General features: G+C 72.5%; 23 protein-coding genes. 17 read left to right on the top strand and 6 right to left on the bottom strand.

What is annotated here, in order from left to right; translation table 11 throughout:
- Positions 1-55: 55 nt before the first annotated feature.
- The 7 genes from WDV06_RS18295 to WDV06_RS18265 all read left to right on the top strand — a co-directional run bounded on the left by WDV06_RS18295 (position 56) and on the right by WDV06_RS18265 (position 8,219).
- Positions 56-1,246 (top strand): allantoate amidohydrolase, encoded by a 1,191-nt coding sequence (locus tag WDV06_RS18295; protein WP_395510825.1) that lies wholly within the window; start codon positions 56-58, stop codon positions 1,244-1,246.
- 14 nt (positions 1,247-1,260) lie between these two features.
- Positions 1,261-2,601, top strand: coding sequence for a formimidoylglutamate deiminase (locus WDV06_RS18290; RefSeq protein WP_395510827.1), 1,341 nt, complete (start codon positions 1,261-1,263; stop codon positions 2,599-2,601).
- Positions 2,602-2,701: 100 nt separating this feature from the next.
- A complete protein-coding gene (gene hutI, locus WDV06_RS18285) occupies positions 2,702-3,880 on the top strand; it encodes an imidazolonepropionase (protein WP_395510824.1) in 1,179 nt (392 codons plus the stop codon).
- Between the two features lie 166 nt (positions 3,881-4,046).
- Positions 4,047-4,733 carry an LPXTG cell wall anchor domain-containing protein gene (locus tag WDV06_RS18280; RefSeq protein ID WP_395510823.1) on the top strand — a complete coding sequence of 229 codons (687 nt, stop codon included), beginning with the start codon at positions 4,047-4,049 and terminating at the stop codon, positions 4,731-4,733.
- 14 nt (positions 4,734-4,747) lie between these two features.
- Complete coding sequence (locus WDV06_RS18275) at positions 4,748-5,782, top strand: COG1470 family protein (protein ID WP_395510822.1); 1,035 nt, start codon at positions 4,748-4,750, stop codon at positions 5,780-5,782.
- Positions 5,779-6,861, top strand: a complete 1,083-nt coding sequence (locus WDV06_RS18270; RefSeq protein ID WP_395510821.1) for a hypothetical protein — start codon at positions 5,779-5,781, stop codon at positions 6,859-6,861. Before WDV06_RS18275 ends, WDV06_RS18270 begins: the two co-directional genes overlap by 4 nt.
- A complete protein-coding gene (locus tag WDV06_RS18265; RefSeq protein ID WP_395510820.1) occupies positions 6,858-8,219 on the top strand; it encodes a hypothetical protein in 1,362 nt (453 codons plus the stop codon). The genes WDV06_RS18270 and WDV06_RS18265 overlap by 4 nt, the downstream gene beginning before the upstream one ends.
- Positions 8,220-8,294: 75 nt before the next feature.
- Here the strand turns inward: WDV06_RS18265 and WDV06_RS18260 are convergent, their stop codons facing one another.
- Positions 8,295-9,815, bottom strand: a complete 1,521-nt coding sequence (locus WDV06_RS18260) for a peptide MFS transporter (protein WP_395510819.1) — start codon at positions 9,813-9,815, stop codon at positions 8,295-8,297.
- A 471-nt stretch (positions 9,816-10,286) separates the two neighbouring features.
- On the opposite strand from WDV06_RS18260, the gene WDV06_RS18255 reads away from it, so the two are divergent.
- Together WDV06_RS18255 and WDV06_RS18250 are read left to right on the top strand one after the other, a co-directional pair.
- Positions 10,287-10,964: a response regulator transcription factor gene (locus WDV06_RS18255; protein ID WP_395510818.1), complete on the top strand. Its 678-nt coding sequence runs from the start codon at positions 10,287-10,289 to the stop codon at positions 10,962-10,964.
- Positions 10,965-10,995: 31 nt separating this feature from the next.
- Positions 10,996-12,261: an ATP-binding protein gene (locus tag WDV06_RS18250; RefSeq protein ID WP_395510817.1), complete on the top strand. Its 1,266-nt coding sequence runs from the start codon at positions 10,996-10,998 to the stop codon at positions 12,259-12,261.
- A 9-nt stretch (positions 12,262-12,270) separates the two neighbouring features.
- On the opposite strand, the gene WDV06_RS18245 is transcribed toward WDV06_RS18250, so the two are convergent.
- Complete coding sequence (locus WDV06_RS18245) at positions 12,271-12,810, bottom strand: GtrA family protein (RefSeq protein ID WP_395510816.1); 540 nt, start codon at positions 12,808-12,810, stop codon at positions 12,271-12,273.
- Positions 12,811-13,045: 235 nt separating this feature from the next.
- Between WDV06_RS18245 and WDV06_RS18240 the strand changes: the two genes are divergently transcribed.
- The 4 genes from WDV06_RS18240 to WDV06_RS18225 all read left to right on the top strand — a co-directional run bounded on the left by WDV06_RS18240 (position 13,046) and on the right by WDV06_RS18225 (position 17,128).
- Positions 13,046-14,185, top strand: coding sequence for a 5-(carboxyamino)imidazole ribonucleotide synthase (locus WDV06_RS18240; protein WP_395510815.1), 1,140 nt, complete (start codon positions 13,046-13,048; stop codon positions 14,183-14,185).
- Positions 14,182-14,709 (top strand): 5-(carboxyamino)imidazole ribonucleotide mutase, encoded by a 528-nt coding sequence (gene purE / locus WDV06_RS18235; RefSeq protein WP_395510814.1) that lies wholly within the window; start codon positions 14,182-14,184, stop codon positions 14,707-14,709. The genes WDV06_RS18240 and purE overlap by 4 nt, the downstream gene beginning before the upstream one ends.
- Entirely contained in the window at positions 14,706-15,884 is a 1,179-nt protein-coding gene (locus tag WDV06_RS18230; protein WP_395510813.1) for a dipeptidase, read from the top strand. The genes purE and WDV06_RS18230 overlap by 4 nt, the downstream gene beginning before the upstream one ends.
- Positions 15,885-16,054: 170 nt before the next feature.
- Entirely contained in the window at positions 16,055-17,128 is a 1,074-nt protein-coding gene (locus WDV06_RS18225) for a membrane dipeptidase (protein ID WP_395510812.1), read from the top strand.
- Here the strand turns inward: WDV06_RS18225 and WDV06_RS18220 are convergent.
- Together WDV06_RS18220 and WDV06_RS18215 are read right to left on the bottom strand one after the other, a co-directional pair.
- Positions 17,125-18,432, bottom strand: coding sequence for a glycosyltransferase 87 family protein (locus WDV06_RS18220; RefSeq protein WP_395510811.1), 1,308 nt, complete (start codon positions 18,430-18,432; stop codon positions 17,125-17,127). The genes WDV06_RS18225 and WDV06_RS18220 overlap by 4 nt on opposite strands.
- A gap of 67 nt (positions 18,433-18,499) precedes the next feature.
- The gene (locus WDV06_RS18215; protein ID WP_395510810.1) at positions 18,500-19,843 is read right to left on the bottom strand and encodes a UDP-glucose dehydrogenase family protein; all 1,344 of its coding nucleotides are present in this window, start codon (positions 19,841-19,843) and stop codon (positions 18,500-18,502) included.
- Between the two features lie 240 nt (positions 19,844-20,083).
- Here WDV06_RS18215 and WDV06_RS18210 point away from each other — a divergent pair, with 240 nt between their 5' ends.
- The 3 genes from WDV06_RS18210 to WDV06_RS18200 all read left to right on the top strand — a co-directional run bounded on the left by WDV06_RS18210 (position 20,084) and on the right by WDV06_RS18200 (position 23,620).
- Entirely contained in the window at positions 20,084-21,241 is a 1,158-nt protein-coding gene (locus WDV06_RS18210) for an acyl-CoA dehydrogenase family protein (protein WP_042812866.1), read from the top strand.
- Positions 21,242-21,706: 465 nt separating this feature from the next.
- Positions 21,707-22,789 carry a mannose-1-phosphate guanylyltransferase gene (gene manB / locus WDV06_RS18205; RefSeq protein WP_395510809.1) on the top strand — a complete coding sequence of 361 codons (1,083 nt, stop codon included), beginning with the start codon at positions 21,707-21,709 and terminating at the stop codon, positions 22,787-22,789.
- A 24-nt stretch (positions 22,790-22,813) separates the two neighbouring features.
- Positions 22,814-23,620: a polyprenol monophosphomannose synthase gene (locus WDV06_RS18200; RefSeq protein WP_395510808.1), complete on the top strand. Its 807-nt coding sequence runs from the start codon at positions 22,814-22,816 to the stop codon at positions 23,618-23,620.
- A 64-nt stretch (positions 23,621-23,684) separates the two neighbouring features.
- Here the strand turns inward: WDV06_RS18200 and WDV06_RS18195 are convergent, their stop codons facing one another.
- Both WDV06_RS18195 and WDV06_RS18190 read right to left on the bottom strand, forming a co-directional pair.
- On the bottom strand, positions 23,685-24,830 hold the full coding sequence (locus WDV06_RS18195; protein WP_395510807.1) for an acyltransferase family protein: 1,146 nt from the start codon (positions 24,828-24,830) through the stop codon (positions 23,685-23,687).
- 90 nt (positions 24,831-24,920) lie between these two features.
- Positions 24,921-26,327, bottom strand: coding sequence for an LCP family protein (locus WDV06_RS18190; protein ID WP_395510806.1), 1,407 nt, complete (start codon positions 26,325-26,327; stop codon positions 24,921-24,923).
- Positions 26,328-26,433: 106 nt separating this feature from the next.
- Here WDV06_RS18190 and WDV06_RS18185 point away from each other — a divergent pair, with 106 nt between their 5' ends.
- Entirely contained in the window at positions 26,434-26,973 is a 540-nt protein-coding gene (locus WDV06_RS18185; protein WP_395510805.1) for an acyl-CoA thioesterase, read from the top strand.
- The last annotated feature ends 18 nt before the right edge of the window (positions 26,974-26,991 follow it).

Here is a 26,991-nt window from a genome sequence, read left to right as displayed (position 1 = left end):
ACCTCGCTGATCACGGACACGGTGGCGGCCTGGGACGCGGAACACACCTCCCGCAATGTGGGACGAGCTGGCGCCCATCGGCCGGCACGCCGACAGCGGCGGCTACCGCCGCTTCGCGTGGACCGGGGCCGACGCCGACTGCCGGGCCTGGTTCCGGGCGCAGGCCGAGTCCCGCGGCCTCGCCTACGAGGTCGACCGCAACGGCAACCAGTGGGCCTGGCTCGGCGACCCCGAGGCCGGCGACGCCGTCGTCACCGGCTCCCACCTGGACTCCGTCCCCGACGGCGGCGCCTTCGACGGCCCCCTCGGCGTGGTGTCCTCCTTCGCCGCCCTGGACGAGCTCCGCGCCCGCGGCGCGGCCCTCACCCGCCCCCTCGCCATCACCAACTTCGGCGACGAGGAGGGAGCCCGCTTCGGGCTGGCCTGCGTCGGCTCCCGCCTCGCGGCCGGGCAGCTGACCAAGGAGAAGGCGTACGAGCTCCGCGACGCCGACGGGACCACCCTCCCGCAGGCCATGGAGCGCGCCGGGTACGACCCCGAGACGATCGGCGCCGACCCCGAGCGCCTCGCCCGCATCGGCGCCTTCGTCGAACTCCACGTGGAACAGGGCCGCGCCCTGGACCTGTCCGGCGACCGGGTCGGCATCGCCTCCGCGATCTGGCCGCACGGCCGCTGGCGCTTCGACTTCCACGGCGAGGCCAACCACGCCGGCACCACCCGCCTCGTCGACCGCCGCGACCCGATGCTGACGTACGCGCAGACCGTCCTGGCCGCCCGCCGGGAGGCCGCCCTCGCCGGGGCCGTCGCCACCTTCGGGAAGATCTCCGTCGAGCCCAACGGGGTCAACGCCATCCCCTCCCTCGTGCGCGGCTGGCTCGACTCCCGGGCCGCCGACCAGGCCACCCTCGACACGGTCGTCACCGCCGTCGAGAAGGCCGCCCGCGAGCAGGCCGAGCGCGACGGCATCGACCTCGACGTCGTCCGGGAGTCCTTCACCCCGGTCGTCGAGTTCGAGCACGCCCTGCGCGAGGAGCTCAACCGGATCCTGGGCGGGGCGGTCCCCGTCCTCGGCACCGGGGCGGGACACGACGCCGGAATCCTCTCCGCTGCCGTTCCGACCGCGATGCTGTTCGTACGCAACCCCACCGGCGTCTCCCACTCCCCGCGGGAGTTCGCCGCCGAGGACGACTGCGTGGCCGGAGTCCTCGCCCTCGCCGACGTACTGGAAGGCCTCGCATGCCGTTGAAGGGGCACGTGCTGATCGCACAGAAGACGTACTGGCTGGAACACGCCTGGCTCGGCGACCACGTCGAGCCGGGCGTGGCCCTCGGCGTGAGCGCCGACGGCCGCATCGCCGAACTGCGCACCGGGGCCGACACCCCGCCCCCCGGGGCGGAGGTGCTGCGCGGCCTCACCGTCCCCGGCCTGGCCAACGCGCACTCCCACGCCTTCCACCGGGCGCTGCGCTCCACCGTCCAGGTCGGCTCGGGCACCTTCTGGACCTGGCGCGAGGTCATGTACGGCGTCGCCCAGAACCTCACCCCCGAGAACTACTTCGCCCTCGCCCGCGCGGTCTACGCGGAGATGGCCCTGGCCGGCATCACCGACGTCGGCGAGTTCCACTACGTCCACCACGCCCCCGGCGGCACCCCGTACGCCGACCCCAACGCGATGGGCGAGGCGCTGATCGAGGCGGCCGCGGCGGCCGGCATCCGCATCACCCTCCTCGACACCGCCTACCTGGCGTCGGGCTTCGGCGAGGCCCCCAACCCGCACCAGCTGCGCTTCTCCGACGGCACCGCGGACGCCTGGGCCGAACGGGTCTCGGCCCTCAAGCCCCGCGAGCACGCGCTGATCGGCGCGGCGGTCCACTCCGTCCGCGCCGTCCCCGCCGGCCAGCTGGCCACCGTCGCCGCCTGGGCGCAGGAGCGCCAGGCCCCGCTGCACGTCCACCTGTCCGAGCAGACGGCGGAGAACGACGCCTGCCTCGCCGCGCACGGCCGCACCCCGACGCAGCTGCTCGCCGACCACGGCGTGCTGGGCCCGCGCACCACCGGCGTCCACAACACGCACCTGACGGACGAGGACATCGCCCTGCTCGGCGCCGCCGCCACCGGCACCTGCATGTGCCCGACCACCGAACGCGACCTCGCCGACGGCATCGGCCCGGCCGGCCGGCTCCAGCGCGCGGGCAGCCCGCTGTCCCTGGGCAGCGACAGCCACGCGGTGATCGACCTGCTGGAGGAGGCGCGGGCGATGGAGCTGAACGAACGGCTGCGCAGCCGGACGCGGGGGCACTGGACGGCCAACGCCCTGCTGACGGCCGCCACCGCCGACGGGCACGCGGCCCTCGGGCGCCCGGACGCGGGCCGGCTGGAAGCCGGGGCGCTCGCGGACTTCACGACCATCGCCCTGGACACCGTCCGCACGGCGGGCCCCGTGCCGCGGCTCGGCGCCGAGACGGCGGTCTTCGCGGCCTCGGCCGCCGACGTCCGCCACACGGTGGTCGGCGGCCGCCACGTGGTCCGCGACGGCGTCCACGCCCTCGTGGGGGACGTCGCGGGAGCCCTGTCCGAAGCGATCGCCGCCGTCCGGGGCTGAGGCCCCCGACCCGTACGGGCGCTGCGCGTCCGTCGCCCCCGCGCCGGTGCGGCCGGCACCGGCCCGCCGGCGTGGGGGGCGAACCCCCCGAGAGGAACCCATGACCACCACCGCCATCACCAACATCGGCAGCCTCGTCACCAACGACCCCGCCTACGGCGACGGATCACCCCTCGGCCTGATCGAGAACGCCACCCTGGTCATCGAAGGCGACACCATCGCCTGGGCCGGCCCCGCCGGCCAGGCCCCCGCCGCCGACAGCGCGTTCGACGCGAAGGGCCGCGCCGTCATCCCCGGGTTCGTCGACTCCCACTCCCACCTCGTCTTCGCCGGCGACCGCACGGCCGAGTTCAACGCCCGCATGTCGGGCCGCGCCTACTCCGCCGGAGGCATCCGCACCACCGTCGCCGCCACCCGCGCCGCCACCGACGCCGAGCTGGAGGCGGGCCTCGTCCGCCACCTCGACGAGGCCCTCCGCCAGGGCACCACCACCTTCGAGACCAAGTCCGGCTACGGCCTCACCGTCGAGGACGAGGCCCGCGCCCTGCGCATCGCCTCCGCCCACACCGACGAGGTCACCTACCTCGGCGCGCACATCGTCTCCCCCGACTACGCCGACGACCCGGCCGGCTACGTCGACCTCGTCACCGGCGAGATGCTCGCGGCCTGCGCCCCGTACGCCCGCTGGGTGGACGTCTTCTGCGAGAAGGGCGCCTTCGACGGCGACCAGGCCCGCGCGATCCTCACCGCCGGCGCCGCCGCCGGGCTGATCCCCCGCGTCCACGCCAACCAGCTCTCCTACGGCCCCGGCGTGCAGCTGGCCGTGGAGCTGGAGGCCGCCTCCGCCGACCACTGCACCCACCTCACCGACGCCGATGTGGACGCCCTCGCCCAGGCGTCCGCCACCACCGTCGCCACCCTGCTGCCCGGCGCCGAGTTCTCCACCCGCGCCCAGTGGCCGGACGCGCGCCGCCTGATCGACGCGGGCGCGACCGTCGCCCTGTCCACGGACTGCAACCCCGGCTCCTCGTACACGAGTTCCATGCCGTTCTGCATCGCGCTCGCCGTCCGGGACATGCGCATGACCCCCGACGAGGCGCTGTGGTCGGCCACCGCCGGCGGGGCCCGCGCGCTGCGCCGCGGGGACGTCGGGCGTCTGGCGCCCGGCGCCCGCGCCGACCTGGCCCTCCTCGACGCCCCCAGCCACGTCCACCTCGCCTACCGGCCCGGCGTCCCGCTGGTGTCCGCCGTCTGGAACCGAGGGGTGCGCGCCGCCTGAGGCGCCGTCCCGAGCGCAGCCCGGCGGGCCGCCCGAGGGGCGGTCCGCCGGGCCTTTCACGCCGGACCGTCCTTTGTCTTCCCTCCGCAAGGTCCCGGGCGTACCTTGAGCCACCAATCTGACATGGCGTCAGTAAGCCGTTCCGTGGCCCGAGGGGAAGACGAAGGTGTCCGACCGGAAACGCTCCACCGCGCTCGCGCTGGCCTCCGCGCTGGCCGGATCCGCCGTCCTGCTCGCCGCCCCCGCGGCCCACGCCGACGTGGTCGACGTCGAGTACAAGTGCCAGACCCCCATCGGGGACAAGTCGGCGGTCTCGCCCATCGACATCAAGGCCGTCAAGGAGGGCGACGGCTACAAGCTGACGATGTCCTTCCAGAAGGGCGTCTCCTCCAGCCCCATCGAGCTCGGCAAGGGCGCGATGAACCCCAGCGCCGTCATCACGGCCGCCGGCGCCGAGCAGGCCTCCGTACCGGTCTCCGGCCCCCCGAACGCCGAGGCCGCACCCGCCAACACCCCGATCAGGATCAGTGACCTGTCGGGGACCTACACCCCGAAGAAGAGCGGCAGGGTCACCTTCACGGCGGGGGTCCTGACCATCAAGGCGATGGGGACCACCACCACCTGTACGCCCGGCAACAACCCCAAGCCCTCCCTGGAACTGGACGTGACGGCGGCCGCCGGAGGCGGCGCCCCCTCCGGCGACGGAGCCTCCGACGGCACCCTCCCGCAGACCGGCCCCGCCGACTCCGCCCTGGCCCTCGGCACCCTCGGCGCCACCGTGGCGCTGTCCGGCGCCGCCGGCCTGCTCTGGCTGACCCGGCGCGGCCGACGGGCCCGGCGCACGCCGTCCTGAACGGAGCACCCCCCGTGCTCCCCGCCCCCACGCCCCGCACCCTGCGCCGCCTGGCCGCGCTGCTCCTGCTGGCCGCCGCCCTCCCCGGGACCCCGGCGGCCGCCGCCGCCGCCGACGCCGCCGACGCCGGCGGGCCCGGCTGGACCGCCGCGCCCGACACCGGGAGCGCGTCCGCCGCCCGCCGCACCTCCTTCTACCTCGCGGGTCCCGCCGGCACCGTGCTGGAGGACCGCCTCGCCCTCGCCAACACCGGCGACCGGGAGCGGACCGTCACCCTGCGCGGGGCCGACGCCTCCGACACGCCCGACGGCGCCTTCGCCGTACGCCCCGCCCGGGGCGCGCAGGACGTCGGCTCCTGGATCAGCTTCGGCGCGGCCGCCACCGTCACGCTCCCGCCGCACACCCGCGCGGTGGTCCCCTTCACGGTCACCGTGCCGCCCGCCGCCCCGCCCGGCGACCACCCCGCCGCCGTCGTCGCGGCCGAGGGCGGGCGCGAGGCGGGCGTACGGGTAGACCTGCGCGTGGCCGGCCCGGCCCTGGCGGCCCTCACCGTCGAGGAGGTCTCCGTCCGCGGTCACGGCGCGGCCACCGCCGTCGCGTACACCCTTGTCAACCGGGGCAACGTCGCCCTCACCCCCGCGCTCGCCCTGTACGCCGAAGGCGCCCTCGGCGGGGCCTCCGCCGCCCGGCCCGCCCACGCCCTGCCGGTCGAGCTGCTGCCCGGCCGGCGGGTCGCCCTCACCGAGCCCTGGCCGGGTGCGCCCGCCTTCGACCGGGTCTCGCTCCGCCTCACCGCCACCGCCCCGGGCGCCGCCCCGGCCACCGCCACCGCCACGGCCTGGCGCGTGCCCTGGGGGAGGGCCGCCCGGGCCGGGGCCGGCCTGCTGCTGCCCGGCGCGGGCGCGGTCCTCCTCGTACGGGCCCTGCGCCGCCGCCCGCCCGGCCGGCGCGGGAAACCGCACGCGGGGCCGCAGGAGCGGGCAGGGGGCCCGAACACCCCGGCGGTGTCCGAATCCGCCGCATCCGAGCCGATGGGAGCGTCCAGGTGAGCCGCACGCCCGGCCCGAGGGCCGTATCCCGCGCCGGGGCAGTGCTGGCGGCCCTGGCCCTCCTGGTCCTCCTGGCCGCCGCCCCGCCGGCCTCGGCCTCGGAGGGGAAGCCCACCGCGGCGCTGTCGCAGCAGGAGGCGGCCAAGGGCACCGAGCTCACCGCCACCGGTACCGGCTGGCGGGCCAGGACCCTGGTCATGCTGCTCGTCTGCGGTCAGAACATGATCGGTGGCACCAACAGCTGCGCCAATGCCGACGGGGTGGCCGTCTCGGTCGGCGACGACGGCCGCTTCACGGCCCGGCTGCCGGTCGTGGCGCCGCCCAGGCCCTGCCCCTGCGTGGTCGACGTGGCCTCGGTCAACGGCGACCAGTCCACCGTCGCCGTCCCCCTGAAGATCACCGACCATCCGGTGGCCGACCTGCCCACCGAGTCCGGGACCGCGCGGCTTGCGTTGCTGACGGGCGTCCGGCTGAGGGGCGGGGACGGGGTGCTGACCTGGTTCGGGGCCCCGCCGTCGCGGAGGTTCACCGCCACCGTCGGCAACCTCGGCTCGGCCCCCGTCAAGGACCCGGTCTTCCGGCTGGGCACCGCCCACGGGGTGTTCGCCCCGCAGTGGGAGGAGGCCCGCTGGAAGGGAACCATCCCGCCCGGCGGCAAGGCGGAGGTGGCCCTGGACGTGGAACTCCCGGCGGGCGCCCACGGCGACTACACGGTCTCGCTGAAGTACGGGGAGACCGTCCTCGCCACCCAGCCGTGGGGCGTGGACCGGCCGTACGGGGTGCTGCTGTTCTGGGGCCTGCTGCTGGTGGTGATCCCGACGGCGCTGTTCCGCCTCGGCATGGCCGTCGTGGACCGGGTCCGCCCCCGCCCCGGTGCCCCCGGCCGGCACCGGGGCGCCCCGCCGGCCCCGGAGGGGGCGGCGGCGGTGACCGCCCGCCTCCCCGAGGTTCCGGCCGCCGGGGCTCCCGGGCCCCCGGCGCCGCCCCTGCCGTGGTTCACGCCCGAGCCGCGGGAGCCGCAGCCCCCACAGACATCCGCACCGTCCGAGAACCGTCCGACGACGAAGGGACATTCGTGAAGACCCAACGGAGGGCTGGTGCGGCAGCGGCCGCACTGCTGCTCGGCGGCGCGGGCATGCTCCTGGCGCCGAGCACCGCCCACGCAGCAGTGATCGACGTCCGGTACGACTGCAAGACCCCGATCGGGGACAAGTCGGCGGTGTCGCCCATCGACATCAAGGGGGTGAAGGAGGGCGGCGGCTACAAGCTGACGATGTCCTTCCAGAAGGGCGTCTCCTCCAGCCCCATCCAGCTCGGTGCCGGCGCGATGACCCCCAGCGCCGTCATCGTCGTCGACGGGGCGGAGAAGACGTCCGTACCGGTGACGGGCCCGGCCAACGCCGAGCCGATACCCGCCAACACCCCGATCAAGATCAGTGACCTGTCGGGGACCTACACCCCGAAGAAGAGCGGCAGGGTCACCTTCACGGCGGGGGTCCTGACCATCAAGGCGATGGGGACCACCACCACCTGCACGCCCGGCAACAGCCCCGAGCCCTCCCTGGAGCTGGACGTCACCGCCCCCGGCGGCACCGGAGGCACGACGGGCGGCACCACCGGCTCGACGACCACCGGCGGAACCACCGGCGGCTCCACGACGGGCGGCTCCACGGGTTCCACGACGGGCGGCTCGACGACCACCGGCGGGACCACGGGCTCCACGACGGGCGGCTCCACGACGGGCGGCTCCACCGGCGGAGGGTCGACCACCGGCGGCTCCGGCGGCCAGACCGACTTCCCCGGCAAGGCGGTGGACGTCACCTACGACTGCGGTGCGGTGGTGCCCAACGGCATCAAAACGCCCGTGACGATCAGCGCGAAGAAGAACGGCGGGGACTACGCCCTCACCGTCAAGACCGCCAAGGGCGCGATGGCCAGCCCCATGCAGCTCCCGGCCGGCGCCCTCAAGCCGTCGATGGACATCAAGCTCGGCGGCGCCGACAGCGGCACCGTCAAGGTCACCGGCCCGGCCAACGCCGAGCCGATCCCGAACGGGGCGCCCGTCAGCCTGACCGACATGACCGGCACCTACAAGCCGGGCGCGTCGGGCAAGGTGACCCTGACCCCCGACCAGCTGACCATCGACGTCACGATGGCCCCCGGCTCGACCCCGATCAACGTGCCCTGCAAGGCCACCGCCAGCGGGGTCTCCCTGGAGCTGGACACCACCGCCCAGCCGGGCGGCTCCGGCTCCACCAGCGCCGGCCCGTCCACCGGCGGCTCCTCGGCGGCCTCCGCCTCCGGCGGCCTCGCCGAGACCGGCGCCCAGGACGACGGCGGGATCAAGGCCCTCGCCCTGGTCGCCGGCACCGTCATCCTGCTCGGCGGCGCCGTCTTCACCTTCACCCCCTGGCGCCGCCTGCGCGGCACGAGGTAGCCCGGCCCAGAACGGACGAAGGCCCGGCACACCATCCGGTGTGCCGGGCCTTCGCCTACCCCTGGGAGCGAGGCGTTACTTCGTGTCGCCCATCAGGGCGTCGACCTTCTTGCGGTACATGTAGATCGCGAGGCCGGCGGCCACGGCGGCGGCCGCCTGGAAGAGGATCACGCCGACGCCGTCCAGCTTCACGTCGGCCAGGCCGAGCAGACCGGTGACGCAGTCGCCGGCGGTGACGGCGAGGAACCACACGCCCATCATCTGGGAGGCGTACTTCTGCGGCGCCATCTTCGTGGTGACCGAGAGGCCGACCGGGGACAGGCACAGCTCGGCGACGGTCTGCACGAGGAAGATCAGCACCAGCCACCACATGGTGACCTTGGTGTCGTTGCCGGCGGTCTGGTTGAGCGGAATCGCGAAGAGGAAGAACGAGAAGCCCACGAGGACCAGGGCCCCCGAGAACTTCACGATGGTGCTGGGCTCGCGGTTGCGGCGGGCCAGAACCACCCACAGGGCGGCGAAGACCGGGGCCAGGGCCACCACGAAGAGCGGGTTCAGCGACTGGAAGACGACGGTGGGCACTTCCCAGCCGAGCAGGCTGCGCTCGGAGTTCTTGTCACCGAAGAGCGAGAGGGTCGAACCACCCTGGTCGTAGATCATCCAGAAGACGGCGGCGGCCACGAAGAACCAGATGTAGGCGCTCATCTTGGACTGCTCGCCGGCGGACAGGTCCTTGTCGCGCTTGATGCGCACGAGGACGGCGACCGGGATGATCAGACCGGCGATGGTGATCGGGTACAGCGCCCACTTGATGGTGAACATGCCCGCGGCGGCCACCGCGCCGTAGAAGACGGCGATGACGGCCAGAACGGCGAGGGCCTTGACGATGACGGCCTTGCGCTCCGCCGGGGACAGCGGGTTCGGGACGACGCTGCTCTCCGGGTTCAGAGTGCGGGCGGCGAGCAGGTAGATCACCAGGCCGACGCCCATGCCGATGGCGGCGAGCAGGAAGCCGAGGTGCCAGTTGACGGTCTCGCCGATCGTGCCGATCACGAGCGGCGCCGCGAAGGCACCCACGTTGATGCCGATGTAGAAGATCGTGAAGCCACTGTCGCGGCGCGAGTCGTCCAGGCCCTTGTACAGGTGGCCGACCATCGTGGAGATGTTGGCCTTCAGCAGACCGGAGCCGAGCGCGACGAGCAGCAGGCCGACGAAGAACGCGATCTGGCCGGGGAGAGCCAGCGAGACGTGGCCCGCCATGATCACGATGCCGGCGATGGCGACCGTCTTGCGGGCGCCCCAGACGCGGTCGCCGAACCAGCCGCCGGGCATGGCCATGAGGTACACCATGGCCACGTAGACCGAGTAGATCGCCGTGGCCGTGGCGGCCGTGAAGGCGAGGCCCCCGCCCTGGCTGCCGGTCGCGGCGTCGGCGCCGCCGGAAACCAAGTACAGAACGAGAAGCGCACGCATGCCGTAGTAGGAGAAGCGCTCCCACATCTCGGTCATGAACAGCGTGGCCAGGCCAACGGGGTGGCCGAGGAAGGTCTTCTCGTGAGCTGCGCTCGGCGAGGCCTTCGTCAGGCTGGAAGCCATGGTCGATCCTTGCTTGCTCGGGACGCTCGGCTTCGTGAGCTGTTCAGCGCCCGGTGGGGGGGTGGCCGGCACCGGCGACGGATGTCCCACCCCACGCCCTGGGGTCTCGTTCCCCGATGTGCGGGGTGACGGGGCAGCCGTAACCGGGATCCACGCCCTGCACGCCTCCTCGCGTGCCGGGCCCGGCCCATAGGTCATTCACTGTCATCTGGGCCGGATCGAGCCGGCCAGAGCAGAATTTGAGGTTCTCGGCTCGGATTTGAGCGCAAATGTCCCCTCGATAGTGCATCGGGCGTTCCGCCACCATACGACAGGGCACCGATGCATATGGAAGGGCTTGAGATATGGATCACAGGGAAGACGGGAACCGATTCGTCAAGTTCGAAGGCCGATAGTAGTTAATAACCCCAGTTCGAGAGGGGTATGCAGGCAAGCGCCTCCTTTCAGCCGCCGCGGACTACCATCACCCACATGACGCGTGTACTGCTCGCCGAGGACGACGCATCCATCTCGGAACCCCTGGCCCGCGCCCTGCGCCGGGAGGGGTACGAGGTCGAGGTCCGGGAGGACGGCCCCACCGCCCTGGAGGCCGGACTGCAGGGAGGCGTCGATCTCGTCGTCCTGGACCTCGGACTGCCCGGAATGGACGGCCTGGAGGTGGCCCGGCGACTGCGCGCCGAAGGCCACGGTTTCCCCATCCTGGTCCTGACCGCCCGGGCCGACGAGGTCGACACGGTGGTCGGCCTGGACGCCGGCGCCGACGACTACGTGACCAAGCCCTTCCGCCTCGCCGAGCTGCTGGCCCGCGTACGGGCCCTGCTGCGGCGCGGCGCCAACGACACCGCCCAGGCACCCGCCACCCACGGGGTCCGCATCGACGTCGAGTCCCACCGCGCCTGGATGGGCGAGGAGGAGCTCCAGCTCACCGCCAAGGAATTCGACCTCCTGCGCGTCCTGGTCCGCGACGCCGGCCGGGTCGTCACCCGCGACCAGCTGATGCGCGAGGTCTGGGACACCACCTGGTGGTCCTCCACCAAGACCCTCGACATGCACATCTCCTGGCTGCGCAAGAAGCTGGGCGACGACGCCGCGAACCCCCGCTACATCGCCACCGTCCGCGGCGTCGGCTTCCGGTTCGAGAAGAGCTGACGCGTTCCTCCGTTAGGGCATGCTCTAGGGCATGCGCCGCCGCCTGATCAACTCCACGCTCGCCGTGGTCCTCGTCGTGATCGCCGTGTTCGGGGTCTCCCTCGTCATCGTGGAGACCCGGACCATCACCAGCAGCGCCCAGGACCGCATCGGCTCCGAGGCGCTGCGCCTGCTGGGCGTCGTCGAAGCCGACGCCCTGGAGCACCGCAGGGTCGACGCGGGCTCCCTCTCCGAACAGCTGGACGTCGGCACCTACGCCCGCATCACCCTCCCCGGGCAGCCGACCGTCGAGGTCGGCGAGCGCATCGCCGACAACGTCATCCGGGGCACCGCGCGCGGCGAGCAGGGCGAGGTGGTGGTCGTCGAGGAGTCCCGCTCCACCGTCACCCGCGAGGTCGGACGCACCCTGGCCGTCGTCGGGGCGGTGGCGCTGCTGGCCGTCGTGGCGGCCGTGCTGCTCGCCGTGCGCCAGGCCAACCGGCTGGCCTCCCCCCTCACCGACCTCGCCGAGACCGCCGAGCGGCTCGGCTCCGGCGACCCCCGGCCCCGGCACAAGCGCTACGGGGTCCCCGAGCTGGACCGGGTCGCCGACGTGCTCGACGCCAGCGCCGAGCGGATCGGACGGATGCTCACCGCCGAGCGCCGCCTCGCCGCCGACGCCTCCCACCAGCTGCGCACCCCCCTCACCGCCCTCTCGATGCGGCTGGAGGAGATCACGGTCACCGACGACCTGGAGACCGTACGGGAGGAGGCGACCATCGCCCTCACCCAGGTGGAGCGGCTCACGGACGTGGTCGAGCGGCTGCTGACGAACTCCCGCGACCCCCGCACCGGCTCCGCCGTCCCCTTCGACCTCGACGAGGTCGTCAAGCAGCAGGTGGAGGAGTGGCGGCCGGCCTACCGCAGCGCGGGGCGGGCCATCGTCCGCTCCGGGAAGACCGGCATGCGGGCCGTCGGCACGCCCGGGGCGGTCTCCCAGGTCCTGGCCACTCTCGTGGAGAACGCGCTCATGCACGGCGGCGGCACCGTCGCCCTGCGCACCCGCGTCACCGGCAACCAGGCCGTCATCGAGGTCACCGACGAGGGCCCCGGCGTCCCGCCCGACCTCGGCAACCGGATCTTCGAGCGGGCCATCAGCGGCCGCAACTCCACCGGCATCGGCCTGGCCGTCGCCCGGGACCTCGCGGAAGCGGACGGCGGCCGCCTGGAGCTCCTCCAGAGTCAGCCGCCGGTGTTCGCGCTCTTCCTCAGCCGGACCGCCCCCGAGCGCGCGGAGCCGGAGCGGACGGTCAGGTAGCCCCCGGCCTCAGCCCTGCCGGCCCGCCGGTTCCGGGGTGAGGGAGGCGGCGACGGCCGCCGGCTCGCGCCCGTCGCGCTGCTCCACGACCAGCGAGGGCGCGGCGTCCGTGGGCAGCGCCTTGAAGACCCACGTCCGGTACGACCAGAACCGGAAGACCGTCGCCACCCCCATGCCGAAGAACTTGAAGATGTTGTTCTGCAGGGAGCTGTCCAGGCCGAACCCGTACGTGGCCACGTAGAGCACGCCGCTCTCGATGACCATGCCGATCAGGCTGAACAGGACGAACAGGATCATCTCGCGGCGACGGCCGCCCAGGTCGCGGTCACGGTAGGTGAAGTAGCGGAACCCCACGTAGTTCGTGATGATGGCCACCACGATGGCTATCACGTTCGCCCGGACCGTCTGCAGGTCCGTGGTGCTGCGCAGCAGGTTGAAGACGCCGAAGTTGACCAGCACGCCCGCGCCGCCGACCGCGCCGAACTTGACGACCTCGCGGAGGATCCCTCGGAAGCGCTCGGACAGCGGTACTGCGTTCGGCGTGCTCATGTGATGGTTCAGTCCCTGTCAGTCGTCGTGTGAGTCGCGGGGGGAGCCGCCGGCGACGGCCGGCCGGGCGTGTCGCCCGATCTCGTCAACCCCACCATGTTAAGTGTCGCCCCGGGAGCCCGACGGCGCCTCGGCACCCCTGCGACGCAACGCACACAAGGCCTCCGGGCCCCACCGACGGGTCCGCGCCAGGCCTGCGTCCGTATGGCGGAATACCGGCGGATACCCTGGAGGTGTGACGTTCCCGGTAGTCGGCATGGTCGGCGGCGGTCAGCTCGCCCGCATGACCCACGAGGCGGGTATCCCCCTCGGCATCAGATTCAAGATCCTCAGTGACACCCCCCAGGACTCGGCGGCCCTGGTCGTGAACGACGTCGTCATCGGCGACTATCGCGACCTGGAGACGTTGCGCGCCTTCGCGCGCGGCTGCGACGTGATCACCTTCGATCACGAGCACGTACCCACCGAGCACCTGCGGGCCCTGGAGTCGGACGGCATCCCCGTCCGGCCGGGGCCCGACGCGTTGGTGCACGCCCAGGACAAGGGGGTGATGCGCGCCCGGCTCGACGAGATCGGCGCGCCCAGCCCCCGCCACCGGATCGTGAGCGATCCGGCGGACGCGGCGGCCTTCGCGGAAGAGGTCGGCGGTTTCCCCGTCATCCTCAAGACGGTGCGCGGCGGGTACGACGGCAAGGGCGTGTGGTTCGTCCGCACGCCCGAGGACGCGGAGGCCCCGTTCAAGGCGGGCGTCCCCGTCCTCGCGGAGGAGAAGGTGGACTACGTCCGCGAGCTCGCGGCCAACATCGTCCGCTCCCCGCACGGCCAGGCCGTGGCGTACCCCGTCGTCGAGTCCATCCAGGTCGACGGCGTGTGCGACACGGTGATCGCCCCCGCCCCGAACCTCTCCGAGGAGCTCGCGGGCGAGGCCCAGGCGCTGGCCCTGCGCATCGCCAAGGAACTCGACGTGACCGGCCACCTGGCCGTGGAGCTGTTCGAGACCACCGACGGCCGCATCCTCGTCAACGAACTGGCCATGCGCCCGCACAACAGCGGCCACTGGACCCAGGACGGCGCGGTCACCTCCCAGTTCGCCAACCACGTCCGAGCGGTCCTGGACCTCCCCCTGGGCGATCCGCGCCCCCGGGCCCGCTGGACCGTGATGGCCAACGTCCTCGGCGGGGACTACCCCGACATGTACGCGGCGTACCTGCACTGCATGGCCCACGACCCGCAGGTGAAGATCCACATGTACGGCAAGGACGTGAAACACGGCCGCAAGGTCGGCCACGTCAACACCTACGGCGACGACCTGGACGATGTGCTGGAACGCGCACGCCACGCAGCCGGCTACCTCAGAGGAACGATCACCGAATGAGCACTTCCCCCGTCGTAGGCATCGTCATGGGCTCGGACTCCGACTGGCCGGTCATGGAGGCCGCGGCCAAGGCCCTGGACGAGTTCGAGGTGCCCTACGAGGTCGACGTCGTCTCCGCCCACCGGATGCCGCGCGAGATGGTCGCGTACGGGGAGCAGGCCGCCGAGCGCGGGCTCAAGGCGATCATCGCCGGCGCGGGCGGCGCCGCCCACCTGCCCGGCATGCTCGCCTCCGTCACCCCGCTGCCCGTCATCGGCGTGCCGGTCCCGCTGAAGTACCTGGACGGCATGGACTCCCTCCTGTCGATCGTCCAGATGCCCGCCGGTGTCCCCGTCGCCACCGTCTCCGTCGCCGGCGCCCGCAACGCCGGCCTGCTCGCGGTGCGCATGCTCGCCGCGCACGACCCGGAGCTCCTCGGCCGGATGCGGGAGTTCCAGCAGGAGCTGAACGACCAGGCCACCGAGAAGGGCAAGCGGCTCCGCGCCAAGGTCGCCGGCGCGGAGTCCTTCGGGTTCGGCAAGTGAGCGCGGCGGACCTGCTCGCCGAGGCCCGCGGGCTCCTCGCGGAGCACCCGGTCGTCGACGGCCACAACGACCTGCCCTGGGCCCTGCGCGAGCAGGTCCGCTACGACCTCGCCCGGCGCGACATCGCCGGCGACCAGTCGGCCCACCTGCACACCGACATCCCCCGGCTGCGCGCCGGCGGGGTCGGTGCGCAGTTCTGGTCCGTCTACGTCCGCTCCGACTTCGCGGGTGACGAAGCCGTCAGCGCCACCCTGGAGCAGATCGACGCCGTCGGCCAGCTGATCGCCCGTTACCCCCGCGCCCTGGTGCGGGCCCTGACGGCGGACGACATGGAGGCGGCCCGCGCCGACGGCCGGATCGCCTCCCTGATGGGCGCCGAGGGCGGCCACTCCATCAACAACTCCCTCGCCACCCTGCGCGCCCTGCACCAGCTGGGCGTGCGGTACATGACGCTCACCCACAACGACACCATCGACTGGGCGGACTCGGCGACCGACGCACCCCGCCACGGCGGCCTCACGGACTTCGGCCGCGAGGTGGTGCGCGAGATGAACCGCACCGGCATGCTCGTCGACCTTTCGCACGTCGCCGACACCACCATGCGCGACGCGCTCGCCGTCTCGGCCGCCCCGGTGGTCTTCTCGCACTCCTCGGCCCGGGCGGTCTGCGACCACCCGCGCAACGTCCCCGACGACGTGCTGGCGCAGCTGCCCGCCAACGGCGGCGTGGCCATGGCCACCTTCGTGCCGAAGTTCATCCTCCCCGCCGCCGTCGAGTGGACCCTCGCCGCGGACGAGAACCTGCGCGCCCACGGCTTCCACCACCTCGACACCACGCCCGAGGCGATGGCCCTGCACCGGGCCTTCGAAGCCGCCCGCCCCCGCCCGATGGCCACCGCCGCCACCGTCGCCGACCACCTCGACCACATGCGCGAGGTCGCCGGCGTCGACCACATCGGCATCGGCGGCGACTTCGACGGCACCGCCTTCACCCCGGCCGGGCTCGACGACGTCTCCGGCTACCCGAACCTGATCGCGGAGCTCCTGCACCGCGGCTGGTCCCGGACCGACCTGGCCAAGCTGACCTGGTCCAACGCGGTACGGGCGCTGCGTGACGCCGAAGCCGTCGCCCGCGACCTCCAGGCCACCCGCGGCCCCTCGAACGCGGTGCTCTGACCCGCACCCGCAGCAGACCGCGCACAGGGGCGGGACCGGGAACACCCCGGTCCCGCCCCTGTCCCGTACGGCCGTACACCCGAACGCCACACTCGCCGGGCGGCACCCGCGCCGCGCATGTCACGGTGGCCCCATATTTCCCTGCTGCCGCCGAGACCGGAGCGAATGCCATGGCCGACCTGCAGGATGAACCCCACTCCGTGGGTGTCGGAGCCGAAGACGTCCCCGTCACCGCCCCCCTGAGGGCGGGCGGGTCCCTGGACCGCGCGGCCGCGCTGCTCGCCGTCCATCCCGTCGCAGACGGCTGCAACACCCTCGTCTGGACCCTGCGCCAGAGCCCGTACCACGACATCGACACCCCCGACACGGGCGTCGACACCGACATCCCCCGGCTGCGCGCCGGGGGAGTGGGCGCCCAGTTCTGGACCCTCCTCGTACCCCCCGGCCCGCCCCGCGCGGACTCCTGTGCCCAGGCCGTGTGCGAGACCCTCGAACAGATCGACGCGGCCCTCGCCCTGATGCGCCGCTACTCCGAGAGCCTCTGCCTCGCGCTGACCGCCGACGACATGGTCGACGCCCGCAACCGCGGCCGGATCGCCTCCTTCCTCGGCCCCGTCCCCGGCAGCACCCTCACGGGCTCCCTCGGCGCCCTGCGCGCCTTCCACGCCCTCGGCGTACGCCTGCTCGCCCCCGCCGGGGCCCCCTGGGCCGACGAGGGACTGACGGCCTTCGGCCACGAGGTGGTCAAGGAGCTGAACCGGCTCGCGATGCTGATCGACCTGACGGGCTGCTCACCGGCCGCCGCCTGCCAGCTCGCGGCCGCCTCCAAGGCGCCGGTGATCATCTCGAACACCGGGGCGGCCTCCCTGACCCCGCACCCCGACAACGCCACCGACGAGGTCCTCCTCGCGCTGCGCGCGGCGGGCGGACTGGCGATGGTCACCTTCGACACCGAGCGCACCGGCGACTCCCTGCACGCCGTCGCCGACCACGTGGAGCACGTACGGGCCCTCGCCGGTCCGGAGGGCGTCGGCCTCGGCGCCGCCTTCGGCGCCGAACCCGGAAGCCCGAGGCCGGCCGGACTCGCCGACCCCTCGGGCTACCCGCGGCTGCTCGCGGAACTCCTGGAACGCGGCTGGTCGGAAGCCGACCTCGCCCTGCTCACCTGGGGCAACGCCCAGCGGGTGCTGCGCGAGGCGGAGTTCACGGCACGCGCCGCACAGTACAAGGCGACCCCCGGCTAGAGCTCGGCCTTCGGCCGCACGGTCGCCTTCCACAGCCGCACGCCGGACCACACCGTCGCGTACAGCAGCAGGGCGTTGCGGGAGCAGAGCAGCACCGTGCCCAGCGTGCTGGTCGTGAGGACCTCGTCGTCGTAGAAGACCGGGAAGACCAGCGTGGTCACCGCGGTCACGGCGACCAGCAGCCAGGCGACCGGCCGCTGGGTGCTGTGCTTCGAGGTCAGGCAGACGGCCCCGAGGCCCAGCAGCCAGATCATGTACTGCGGGCTGATCACCCGGCTGGTGACCGTGAACACCAGGATCGCGCAGAGCGCGGCGTCGAACGGCGTCGCGCTCGACCAGCGGTTGGCCCTCACCCGCCACAGCAGGAGCAGCAGGAAGCCGAGCACCGTCAGGCCCACCGAGGCCCGCGCGATGCTCGACACATAGGGGCCGACGTACTCGAACGCCCCGTACTGGAAGTTGGTCTTGCCGGGCCACAGGTGCACCAGCTTGGCGGCCATCAGCGCGGAACCGCCCAGCGACTCCACCTGGACACCGCGGTTGCCCTGGTTGCCGAGGAAGCCCAGCGTGTCCTTGAACAGCACCGCGAAGACGCCCAGCAGCGCGGCGCAGGACAGCGCCGCCGCGACGAAGGCGTCACGCGTGGACTTGCCGCGGGGGACACCGAGCAGGGTCAGCAGCGGCCACACCTTGACCATCGCCCCGATACCGGCGACGACCCCGCCGAGCCGGGGGCGGTTGCGCATGCAGAGCAGCGCGAAGACCGCGAACAGGGTGACGTGGATGTCGTAGCGGGCGAACGGGGTCGCCATCATCAGCGGCAGCGCCACCAGCCACATCAGCGCACCGGCCACGCTGCCGTCCTCGCGCCGCGCCGCCCGCAGGAGGCCGAGCAGGATGACGGCGTCGCAGAGCACCGTCAGGGCGACGAAGCCCTGGAAGTAGGTGAGGAACGGCAGCAGGTCCGGTGAGAGGAAGACGGCCGCGGCGGCCGGCGGGTACTGCCACATGACGTCGTTGTGCGGCATCGTCCAGTGGACGAGCACGTTGTACCAGTTGTGGTAGGTCAGGGTGACCTCCACACGGGTGTTGGTGGAGTGCCCGACGTCGTGGACGAGCGTCCAGAGCATCGCCGCCCTGCTGGCCAGCCAGAAGACCGCGATGCCCAGCAGGGCGCCCCGTCCTCGCACGGCTGCTTCGAAGGAGCCCCCACGCGTGGCCGGCGCCGTCGTGGCGGGCGCGGTGGGGTGGACTGCGGGGCTGCTGGTCGTGGTCATCGGCGCGAAGTCTACCCAGTCGCTCATTCCGCCTCTTTGACCGAGAACCTTCACCAGCGGGTACGGGTGTACGCCCCGGCCCCGCGCCCCGGCCCTACGCCTGCGGCCGTCCCATGGCCCGGTACGTCCAGCCGGCCTCCCGCCACCGCAGCGGGTCGAGGGCGTTGCGGCCGTCGAGGATCAGCCGGTCCGTGACGACGGATCCCAGCTCGGCGGGGTCGATCTCGCGGAACTCGCGCCACTCGGTGAGGTGCAGCACGACCTCGGCCCCGCGGGCGGCCGCGAGCGCGGAGTCGGCGTAGCCGAGGGTGGGGAAGACGCGGCGGGCGTTGTCCATCCCCTTGGGGTCGTAGACGGTCACCTGCCCGCCCTGGAGGTGGATCTGCCCGGCGACGTTGAGCGCGGGGGAGTCGCGCACGTCGTCCGAGTCCGGCTTGAAGGTGGCCCCGAGCACGGCGACCCGCTTGCCCAGGAAGGACCCGCCCACCGCCTCGCGGGCCAGCTCGACCATGTGCCCGCGGCGGCGCATGTTGATGGAGTCGACCTCCCGCAGGAAGGTCAGTGCCTGGTCGGCGCCCAGCTCGCCGGCCCGGGCCATGAAGGCGCGGATGTCCTTGGGCAGGCAGCCGCCGCCGAAACCGATGCCGGCGCGCAGGAACTTGGCGCCGATCCGCTCGTCGTGGCCGATGGCCTCGGCGAGCTTGACGACGTCGCCGCCGGCGGCCTCGCAGACCTCGGCCATGGCGTTGATGAAGGAGATCTTGGTGGCCAGGAAGGAGTTGGCGGCGGTCTTGACCAGCTCGGCGGTCGGGAAGTCGGTCACCACCAGCGGGCTGCCCTCGGCGATCGGCGTCGCGTACACCTCGCGCAGCAGCTTCTCGCCGCGTTCGCCGCGCACGCCGATGACGATCCGGTCGGGGTGCAGGGTGTCCTGGACGGCGAAGCCCTCGCGCAGGAACTCCGGGTTCCACGCGAGCTCGACGTCCTCGCCCGCCGGGGCCAGCGCGGCGAGCTTCGCGGCGAGCCGCTCGGCCGACCCGACCGGCACGGTGGACTTGCCCACGACGAGCGCGGGCCGCGTCAGGTGCGGGGCCAGCGACTCCACGGCGGAGTCCACGTAGGACATGTCGCACGCGTACTCGCCGTGCTTCTGCGGGGTGTTCACGCAGACGAAGTGCACGTCGCCGAAGTCCGCGACCTCCTCCCAGGAGTGGGTGAACCGCAGCCGGCCGGTGGCCCCCGCAAGCCCCGCGACGTGCCGGGAGAGCAGCTCCTCCAGCCCCGGCTCGTACATCGGGACCCGGCCGGCGGCCAGCATCTCGATCTTCTCCGGCACCACGTCCAGCCCCAGCACCTCGAACCCGAGCTCCGCCATGGCCGCGGCGTGCGTCGCGCCCAGGTAGCCGGTGCCGATCACGGTGATCTTGAGGGGGGCCATGGATGCTCCAGAGGTGCGGGGCCGTTTGCGGCCCCCGAGCATAGTCGGGCCGGTCCGGGGGGACGTTCCAAGGAGTACCCGGCTGTCACGCAGCTCACGTACGCGCTGCATATCGCTGGACCGGCGCCGGGAACTAGAATTTGGGTTACTTAACGGTAGTTAGCATCCCGCGCCGCGCGCACGCCAGCGACACACGGCTGTCAGTGCCCTACGGCGCGTCACCCTGGGGAGTGAGAGATCTTGGCGGGTTCTGCCGACTTCGACCTGTACCGCCCGGCCGAGGAGCACGACATGCTCCGCGAGTCGGTCCGCGCGCTCTGTGAGGCGAAGATCCTCCCGTTCGCGGCCGCGGTCGACGAGGAGGCCCGCTTCCCGCAGGAGGCCCTCGACGCCCTCGTCGCCAACGACCTGCACGCCGTCCACGTGCCCGAGACCTACGGCGGCGCCGGCGCCGACGCCCTCGCCACGGTCATCGTGATCGAGGAAGTTGCCCGCGTCTGCGCCTCCTCCTCCCTGATCCCGGCCGTGAACAAGCTGGGCTCCCTGCCGGTGATCCTCTCCGGCTCCGAGGAGCTCAAGGCCAAGTACCTCGGCCCGCTGGCCAAGGGCGACGCGATGTTCTCCTACTGCCTCTCGGAGCCCGACGCGGGCTCCGACGCGGCCGGCATGAAGACCCGCGCGGTCCGCGACGGCGACTTCTGGGTGCTCAACGGCGTCAAGCGCTGGATCACCAACGCGGGCGTCTCCGACTACTACACGGTCATGGCCGTCACCGACCCGGAGAAGCGCTCCAAGGGCATCTCGGCCTTCGTCGTCGAGAAGTCGGACGAGGGCGTCTCCTTCGGCGCCCCCGAGAAGAAGCTCGGCATCAAGGGCTCCCCGACGCGCGAGGTCTACCTCGACAACGTGCGCATCCCCGCCGACCGCATGATCGGCGCCGAGGGCACCGGCTTCGCCACCGCGATGAAGACCCTCGACCACACCCGCATCACCATCGCCGCCCAGGCCCTCGGCATCGCCCAGGGCGCCCTGGACTACGCCAAGGGCTACGTCCAGGAGCGCAAGCAGTTCGGCAAGCCGATCGGCGACTTCCAGGGCGTGCAGTTCATGCTCGCGGACATGGCCATGAAGATCGAGGCCGCCCGCCAGCTGACGTACGCGGCCGCCGCCAAGTCCGAGCGCGTCGACTCCGACCTCACCTTCTTCGGCGCCGCGGCCAAGTGCTTCGCCTCCGACGTCGCGATGGAGGTCACCACGGACGCGGTCCAGCTCCTCGGCGGCTACGGCTACACCCGCGACTACCCGGTCGAGCGCATGATGCGCGACGCGAAGATCACCCAGATCTACGAAGGCACGAACCAGGTCCAGCGCATCGTCATGGCCCGCAACCTGCCGTAACGCGGACCGACCCGCTCGCTCCCCACGACAAGGCCCCGGCGTCGCGCCGAGGGCCTTGTCGCGCGTGCGGCCGGCCGCGGGGCCCGGGCGGGCGGGCCGGGAGGCGAAGGGTTCTTTTGTAACGATTCCGATCCAGCGGGTGCTGCGCCCCGCCCGGTGTGCACCCGCGGCCGGTGTGCCGTCCGCGGCGGAGGGCGCCCGACGGGACCGGCGGCGCGTCGTGGGGCGCGGCCGGAAGTGGCGGGCGGGGTTCCAAGGCTGAGCAGGGCGTCTCCCGCGGGGAGGGGCGGGTGTCCCCTATATAAGGGGGACGGCAGGGGCTCCCGGTGCCCGCGCCGTGCGGAACCCGCCGTAACCGGAACGTTGCCGGAGGCGGCGGGGGCGGGGATCCGCCGGGCTTCGCACTGTGCCGGATGGGCTAACTTTGAAGCTTCGTACGCCTGAACCGGTTGGGGAGAGAACAAAATGACGGAAGCGATCCTGCTGGTCGGCGGGCAGGGGACGCGTCTGCGCCCCGTGACGGTGAACACCCCCAAGCCGATGGTTCCGGCAGCGGGCGTCCCGTTCCTCGCCCACCAGATCGCCAGGGCCGCTGCCGCCGGTGTCACGCACATCGTGATGGCCACCTGCTACCTCGCCGAGGTCTTCGAGCCCTACTTCGGCGACGGGTCCGACTTCGGCATCACCCTCGAATACGTCGTCGAGGAGGAGCCCCTCGGCACCGGCGGCGCCATCCGCAACGCCGCCCGGCGCCTGACCGGCGGCCCGGACTCGCCCGTCCTCGTCTTCAACGGCGACATCCTGACCGGCCTCGACATCGCCGGCCTGGTCGAGTCCCACCGGGCGGCCGACGCCGACGTCTCCCTCCACCTCGTGCGCGTCGAGGACCCCCGGGCCTTCGGCCTGGTCCCCACCGACCCCGACGGGCGGGTGCTCGCCTTCACCGAGAAGCCCGAGACCCCCGAAGAGATCATCACCGACCAGATCAACGCCGGCTGCTACGTCTTCCGCCGCAGCGTGATCGACACCATTCCGGCCGGCCGACCGGTATCCGTCGAGCGCGAGACCTTCCCCGGCCTCCTCGCCTCCGGTGCCAAGCTGCACGGCGTCACCGAGGACACCTACTGGCTGGACCTCGGCAAGCCCGAGTCCTTCGTCCAGGCCTCCGCCGACCTCGTGCGCGGCGTCGTCTCCTCCCCGGCCGTTCCCGGCCCCCGCGGCGAGGCCCTCGTCCTGCCCGGAGCCCAGGTGGCGGAAGGCGCCAAGCTGACGGGCGGTACCGTGGTGGGCGCCGGCGCCCGCATCGAGTCGGGTGCTGTCGTCCAGGGCTCCATCGTGCTGGACGGCGCGATCCTCGGCGCGGACACGGTGGTGAACGCCAGCCTCATCGGCGCCGGCGCCTCGGTGGGATCGCGCACCGTGCTGACCGGTGCCGTCATCGGCGACGGTGCCGTCGTGGGGGCTGACAACGAACTCCGTTCAGGGGTGCGGGTGTGGTGCGAGGCCGAACTGCCCGACGCAGCCGTCCGCTTCTCCTCCGACCGGTGACCAACTCCAGTGAGGCATAACCCTGTGATAGGCGAGCAGCAGACTCCCCGCACGACCGACGTCGCCACCACCAGGCTCCCCGACACCTGGGCGCACACCCCCCTCACCGTGGTCATGCCGACCTACAACGAGGCGGGCAACCTCCCGGGCATGGTGGACCTGCTCATGGGCCTCGACCAGCCGGGCCTGCGCCTGCTGGTCGTCGACGACTCCTCGCCCGACGGCACCGGCAAGATCGCCGACGAGCTCGCCGAGGGCTTCCTCACCGAGGACGGCAAGCCGCGCATGTCGGTCCTGCACCGCACCGCCAAGGACGGCCTCGGCCGCGCCTACGCGGCGGGCATGGCCAAGGCCGTGGAGGACGGCGCCGAGTACGTGCTCCAGATGGACGCCGACGGCTCCCACCCGGCCGGGAAGATCGCCGAGATGCTGGGCGTGGCCCGCTCCACCGGCGCCGGCCTCGTCGTGGGCTCCCGCTACGTGCCGGGCGGCACCCTGTCCGACGCCTGGGGCGCGCACCGCAAGCTGCTCTCCCGCTGGGCGAACGCGTACGCGAGCACCATCCTGGGCACCCGCGTCCGCGACATCACGGGCGGCTTCAACCTGTGGAGCGCGGGCGCGCTGAAGGCGATCGACCTCGCGTCGATCGGCAGCGCCGGCTACAGCTTCCAGGTGGAGATGAAGTACAAGGCCCTGCGCCGCGGCTTCCAGGTGATGGAGGTCCCGATCCACTTCGAGGACCGCACCGTCGGCGAGTCGAAGATGAACCTGGCCGTGCAGCTGGAGTCCATCGCGATGCCGTGGAAGCTCCGCGCCCGCGCCGGCCGCTGACCCGGTACGGACCACGAAGAAGGGGCACCCCCCGGGGGGTGCCCCTTCTTCGTGCCCGCCGGCCTCAGGCCCTGACCGGCCGCCGCTCCAGCATCCGCTTGAGCGCGGCCGAGCCGGGCCGTTCCACGAACCGCACGACCAGCCAGGACGCCAGCAGCATCGAGCCGGTCGTCGACAGGATCAGCACGTACGGGTGGACATCGCCCGACCAGTGCTCCATCAGCGTCACGCCCACCTGCTGGTGCAGCAGGTACAGGGGGTAGGACATGGCGCCCGCCACCGACAGCCAGCGCCAGTTGACCCGGTCCAGCCAGCCCAGCGCGACCGCGGCCATCACGGCGTAGAAGAAGGTGACGACGGCGACGCAGACGGCCCAGGAGAGCTTGTCCCCGGGCCGGGTGTTCCAGCCGTGGATGTCGGTCATGTAGCGCTGCATCAGCAGCCAGGACAGGGCCAGCAGGATCCACGGCTCGCCCACGCGGGCGCCCTCGCGGCGGATCAGGTAGAAGCAGATGCCGGAGATGAACAGCGGCGAGTACACCTGGTTCGCGACCGCCTCCAGCACCGGCAGACCGGAGTTCGGCGCGAGGATCGAGACCACGGTCCAGATCCAGCAGAAGTTCATGACCCGGCGGTACGTCAGGCCCTTCCAGGCGACGATCGCGAAGATCAGGTAGAACCGGGCCTCCGACCACAGGGTCCAGTAGGAGGGGTCGAGCGAGGGGTTGTTCAGCGGCATCTGCACCATCGTCAGATTCGTCAGGATCTGACTGGGCGTGGGGTGGTTGCCGCCGTAGAACTGCGCGTAGACCGTCATGACGGTGCCGGTCACCAGGGCGCAGAACCAGTAGGCGGGACCCAGCCGCACCACGCGGCTGCGCAGGTAGCTGCCGAGCGGCCGGCCCCAGGCGGACATGCAGATGACGAACCCGCTGATCATGAAGAACAGTTCGACGCCGAGCCAGCCGTAGCGCGAGGCCGTGGCGATCGGGCCGAACAGCTCCTTGTTCTCCCGGCTGCCCCAGATCACGGGGTGGACGTAGTGGGCGCTGAGCACCACCACGGCCGCCACGATGCGCAGTCCGTCCAGGACGCGCAGCCGCGGCTTGGGGGCGGAGGCCGGCTGGTGCTGCCGGATCACGGGCGCCGCCGCTGGGGCTCCGTCCCGCCTCTGGTCGCCGAGTTGGGGCGGGGCCGCGGGCAAAGACATCTACGCTCCAGAGCAGGCGTGCAAAAGGCGGATCAGTCTTACGAAGAACCCGTCGGGCTGTCCAGTACGTCGCGGAACGAGTGCTTCATGTCACTGCCCCCGGACGGTGACCTTCTGGTCGTTCTGGATCTCCTTGACCAGCTGCTGGACCTTCGCCTTGTCCCAGACGAGGTTGCCGCCCCGCTGGCCGGAGATCGGCATGTTCATCGAGACGCCCTCTCCGCTGTTGATGCCCTTCATGGCGAAGAACATCTCGCCCATGTCCCACAGCGACATGTCCTTGTCGACGATGAGGGTGTCCAGGCCGGCGCCCAGCACCGGGTAGAGGGAGAAGGGGTTGAGGACGGTGCCCGGGGTGGCGGCCTGGCTGGCCAGCGCGGCCAGGAACTTCTGCTGGTTCTTCGTCCGCTGGAGGTCCGACTCGGCGAAGGCGTAGCGGGTGCGGACGAAGGCCAGGGACTGTTCGCCGTTGAGGGTCTGCTTCCCTGCCTTGAAGTCGGCGCCGGACTTCTCGTCCTTGAAGCCCTGCTCGATGTTCAGCTCCACGCCGCCCAGGGCGTCCACGATGTTCGCGAAGCCGGCGAAGCCGATCTCGGCGTAGTGGTCGATGCGCAGGCCGGTGTTGAACTCCACCGTCCGCACCAGCAGCTCCGGGCCGTCGTCCGCGTACGCGGCGTTCAGCTTGGTCCGCTTGCCGGTGCCGGCGTACTTCTTGCCCGACTGGGAGCCGACGAAGGAGGGGATCTCCACGTCGGAGTCGCGCGGCAGCGAGACCATGGTGTTCCCGCTGGAGCACTTGGCCAGGACCATCATCGAGTCGGTGCGCTTGCCCTCGGCGGAGCCCGTGTGGAGCTTCTTCTTCTCCTCGTCGGACATGCCCTCGCGGCTGTCGGAGCCGACGATCAGGTACGTCGTGCAGTCGCCCTCCTTGGGCCGCTCGATCACCTTGGACAGGTCGACCTCGCGGCGGACCTTGGAGTCGGCCCAGAAGTAGGTGCCGATCGTGGTCACCAGGAGGACGGAGACGATCGCGATCGAACCGATCTTGATCCGCTTGCGCCAGTCCACGACCACCCGGACGGGAACGGGGCCGCCGGGCCCCCCCGGGCCGCCGTGGCCCCCGGTGCCGCCGGGACCCCCCGGCCCGCCGGGCCGCCCGGGGCCCGAGGGGCGCCCGTAGACCTGGCCGGTGTTGTAGCCGCTGTCGTACGCCGCGTCGGGGCCCTGCGTCTGCTGCGGCGGCACCCCGTAGCCCGACCCGGGCCGCGTGCCGGGCCGCCCGCCCGGGGGCGGGGCCTGCGGCGGGACCGGCGGCCGGGCGGCCCGGGGCGCGGGACGGGACGGCGACTGGGGAGGCCGGGGGCCCTGCGGCTGCCGCTGGACGTGCCGCATCCGCTGCGGTCCCTCCGGCTGCCCCTGCCCGCTGCCCCGCCCGTACCCGTCACCACGGCGGCCGTGCGCGTCGCGCTCGCCGCCGAAACCGTCCCAGTCACTCATGCGGACAAGGATGCCCGGCCGCGCGCACCCCGGGACACCCCGGCGGGGTCTTCGTACCGGTGCTGTTGCACACCTGATGCCTCCGGGACGCACTTAAGGTGGCTGTATGACACAGATACCGGAGGAACCCGAGGGCAAGCCGATCTCGGCGTCCCGCACCACCCTCAGCCACATCATGACCGCGGCCGACACCAATCTCCTCGGCACCGTGCACGGCGGCGTGATCATGAAGCTGGTGGACGACGCGGCCGGCGCCGTGGCCGGGCGGCACTCCGGCGGCCCCGCCGTCACCGCCTCCATGGACGAGATGGCCTTCCTCGCCCCGGTCCGCGTCGGCGATCTGGTCCACGTCCGGGCACAGGTCAACTGGACCGGCCGCTCCTCGATGGAGATCGGCGTACGGGTCCTCGCGGAGCGCTGGAACGAGTCCACCCCCGCCACCCAGGTCGGCAGCGCCTACCTCGTCTTCACGGCGGTCGACGCCGACGGCAAGCCCCGCCGGGTCCCGCCGGTGATCCCGGAGACCGAGCAGGACGAGCGCCGCTACCAGGAGGCGCAGATCCGCCGCACGCACCGCCTCGCCCGCCGCCAGGCGATCAGGGAACTGCGCGAGCGGCGCATCGCCGAGGGCCTGGACGAGGACTGACCCGGGACGGACGGACGG

It is taken from the genome of Streptomyces racemochromogenes (genome assembly GCF_044129415.1).
GTDB lineage: Bacteria > Actinomycetota > Actinomycetes > Streptomycetales > Streptomycetaceae > Streptomyces > Streptomyces racemochromogenes_A.
This window is presented reverse-complemented; position numbering and strand designations above follow the sequence as displayed.

What these genes read in the sequence shown, in the direction of transcription:
- WDV06_RS18295 (WP_395510825.1), top strand. Translation starts at nt 56, where the DNA reads ATGTGGGACGAGCTGGCGCCCATCGGCCGGCACGCCGACAGCGGCGGC.
- WDV06_RS18215 (WP_395510810.1), bottom strand. Translation starts at nt 19,843, where the DNA reads ATGGCCCCCCTCAAGATCACCGTGATCGGCACCGGCTACCTGGGCGCG.
- purE (WP_395510814.1), top strand. Translation starts at nt 14,182, where the DNA reads ATGAGCACTTCCCCCGTCGTAGGCATCGTCATGGGCTCGGACTCCGAC.
- WDV06_RS18260 (WP_395510819.1), bottom strand. Translation starts at nt 9,815, where the DNA reads ATGGCTTCCAGCCTGACGAAGGCCTCGCCGAGCGCAGCTCACGAGAAG.
- WDV06_RS18245 (WP_395510816.1), bottom strand. Translation starts at nt 12,810, where the DNA reads ATGAGCACGCCGAACGCAGTACCGCTGTCCGAGCGCTTCCGAGGGATC.
- WDV06_RS18250 (WP_395510817.1), top strand. Translation starts at nt 10,996, where the DNA reads ATGCGCCGCCGCCTGATCAACTCCACGCTCGCCGTGGTCCTCGTCGTG.
- WDV06_RS18195 (WP_395510807.1), bottom strand. Translation starts at nt 24,830, where the DNA reads ATGTCTTTGCCCGCGGCCCCGCCCCAACTCGGCGACCAGAGGCGGGAC.
- WDV06_RS18190 (WP_395510806.1), bottom strand. Translation starts at nt 26,327, where the DNA reads ATGAGTGACTGGGACGGTTTCGGCGGCGAGCGCGACGCGCACGGCCGC.
- WDV06_RS18225 (WP_395510812.1), top strand. Translation starts at nt 16,055, where the DNA reads ATGGCCGACCTGCAGGATGAACCCCACTCCGTGGGTGTCGGAGCCGAA.
- WDV06_RS18185 (WP_395510805.1), top strand. Translation starts at nt 26,434, where the DNA reads ATGACACAGATACCGGAGGAACCCGAGGGCAAGCCGATCTCGGCGTCC.
- hutI (WP_395510824.1), top strand. Translation starts at nt 2,702, where the DNA reads ATGACCACCACCGCCATCACCAACATCGGCAGCCTCGTCACCAACGAC.
- WDV06_RS18255 (WP_395510818.1), top strand. Translation starts at nt 10,287, where the DNA reads ATGACGCGTGTACTGCTCGCCGAGGACGACGCATCCATCTCGGAACCC.
- manB (WP_395510809.1), top strand. Translation starts at nt 21,707, where the DNA reads ATGACGGAAGCGATCCTGCTGGTCGGCGGGCAGGGGACGCGTCTGCGC.
- WDV06_RS18220 (WP_395510811.1), bottom strand. Translation starts at nt 18,432, where the DNA reads ATGAGCGACTGGGTAGACTTCGCGCCGATGACCACGACCAGCAGCCCC.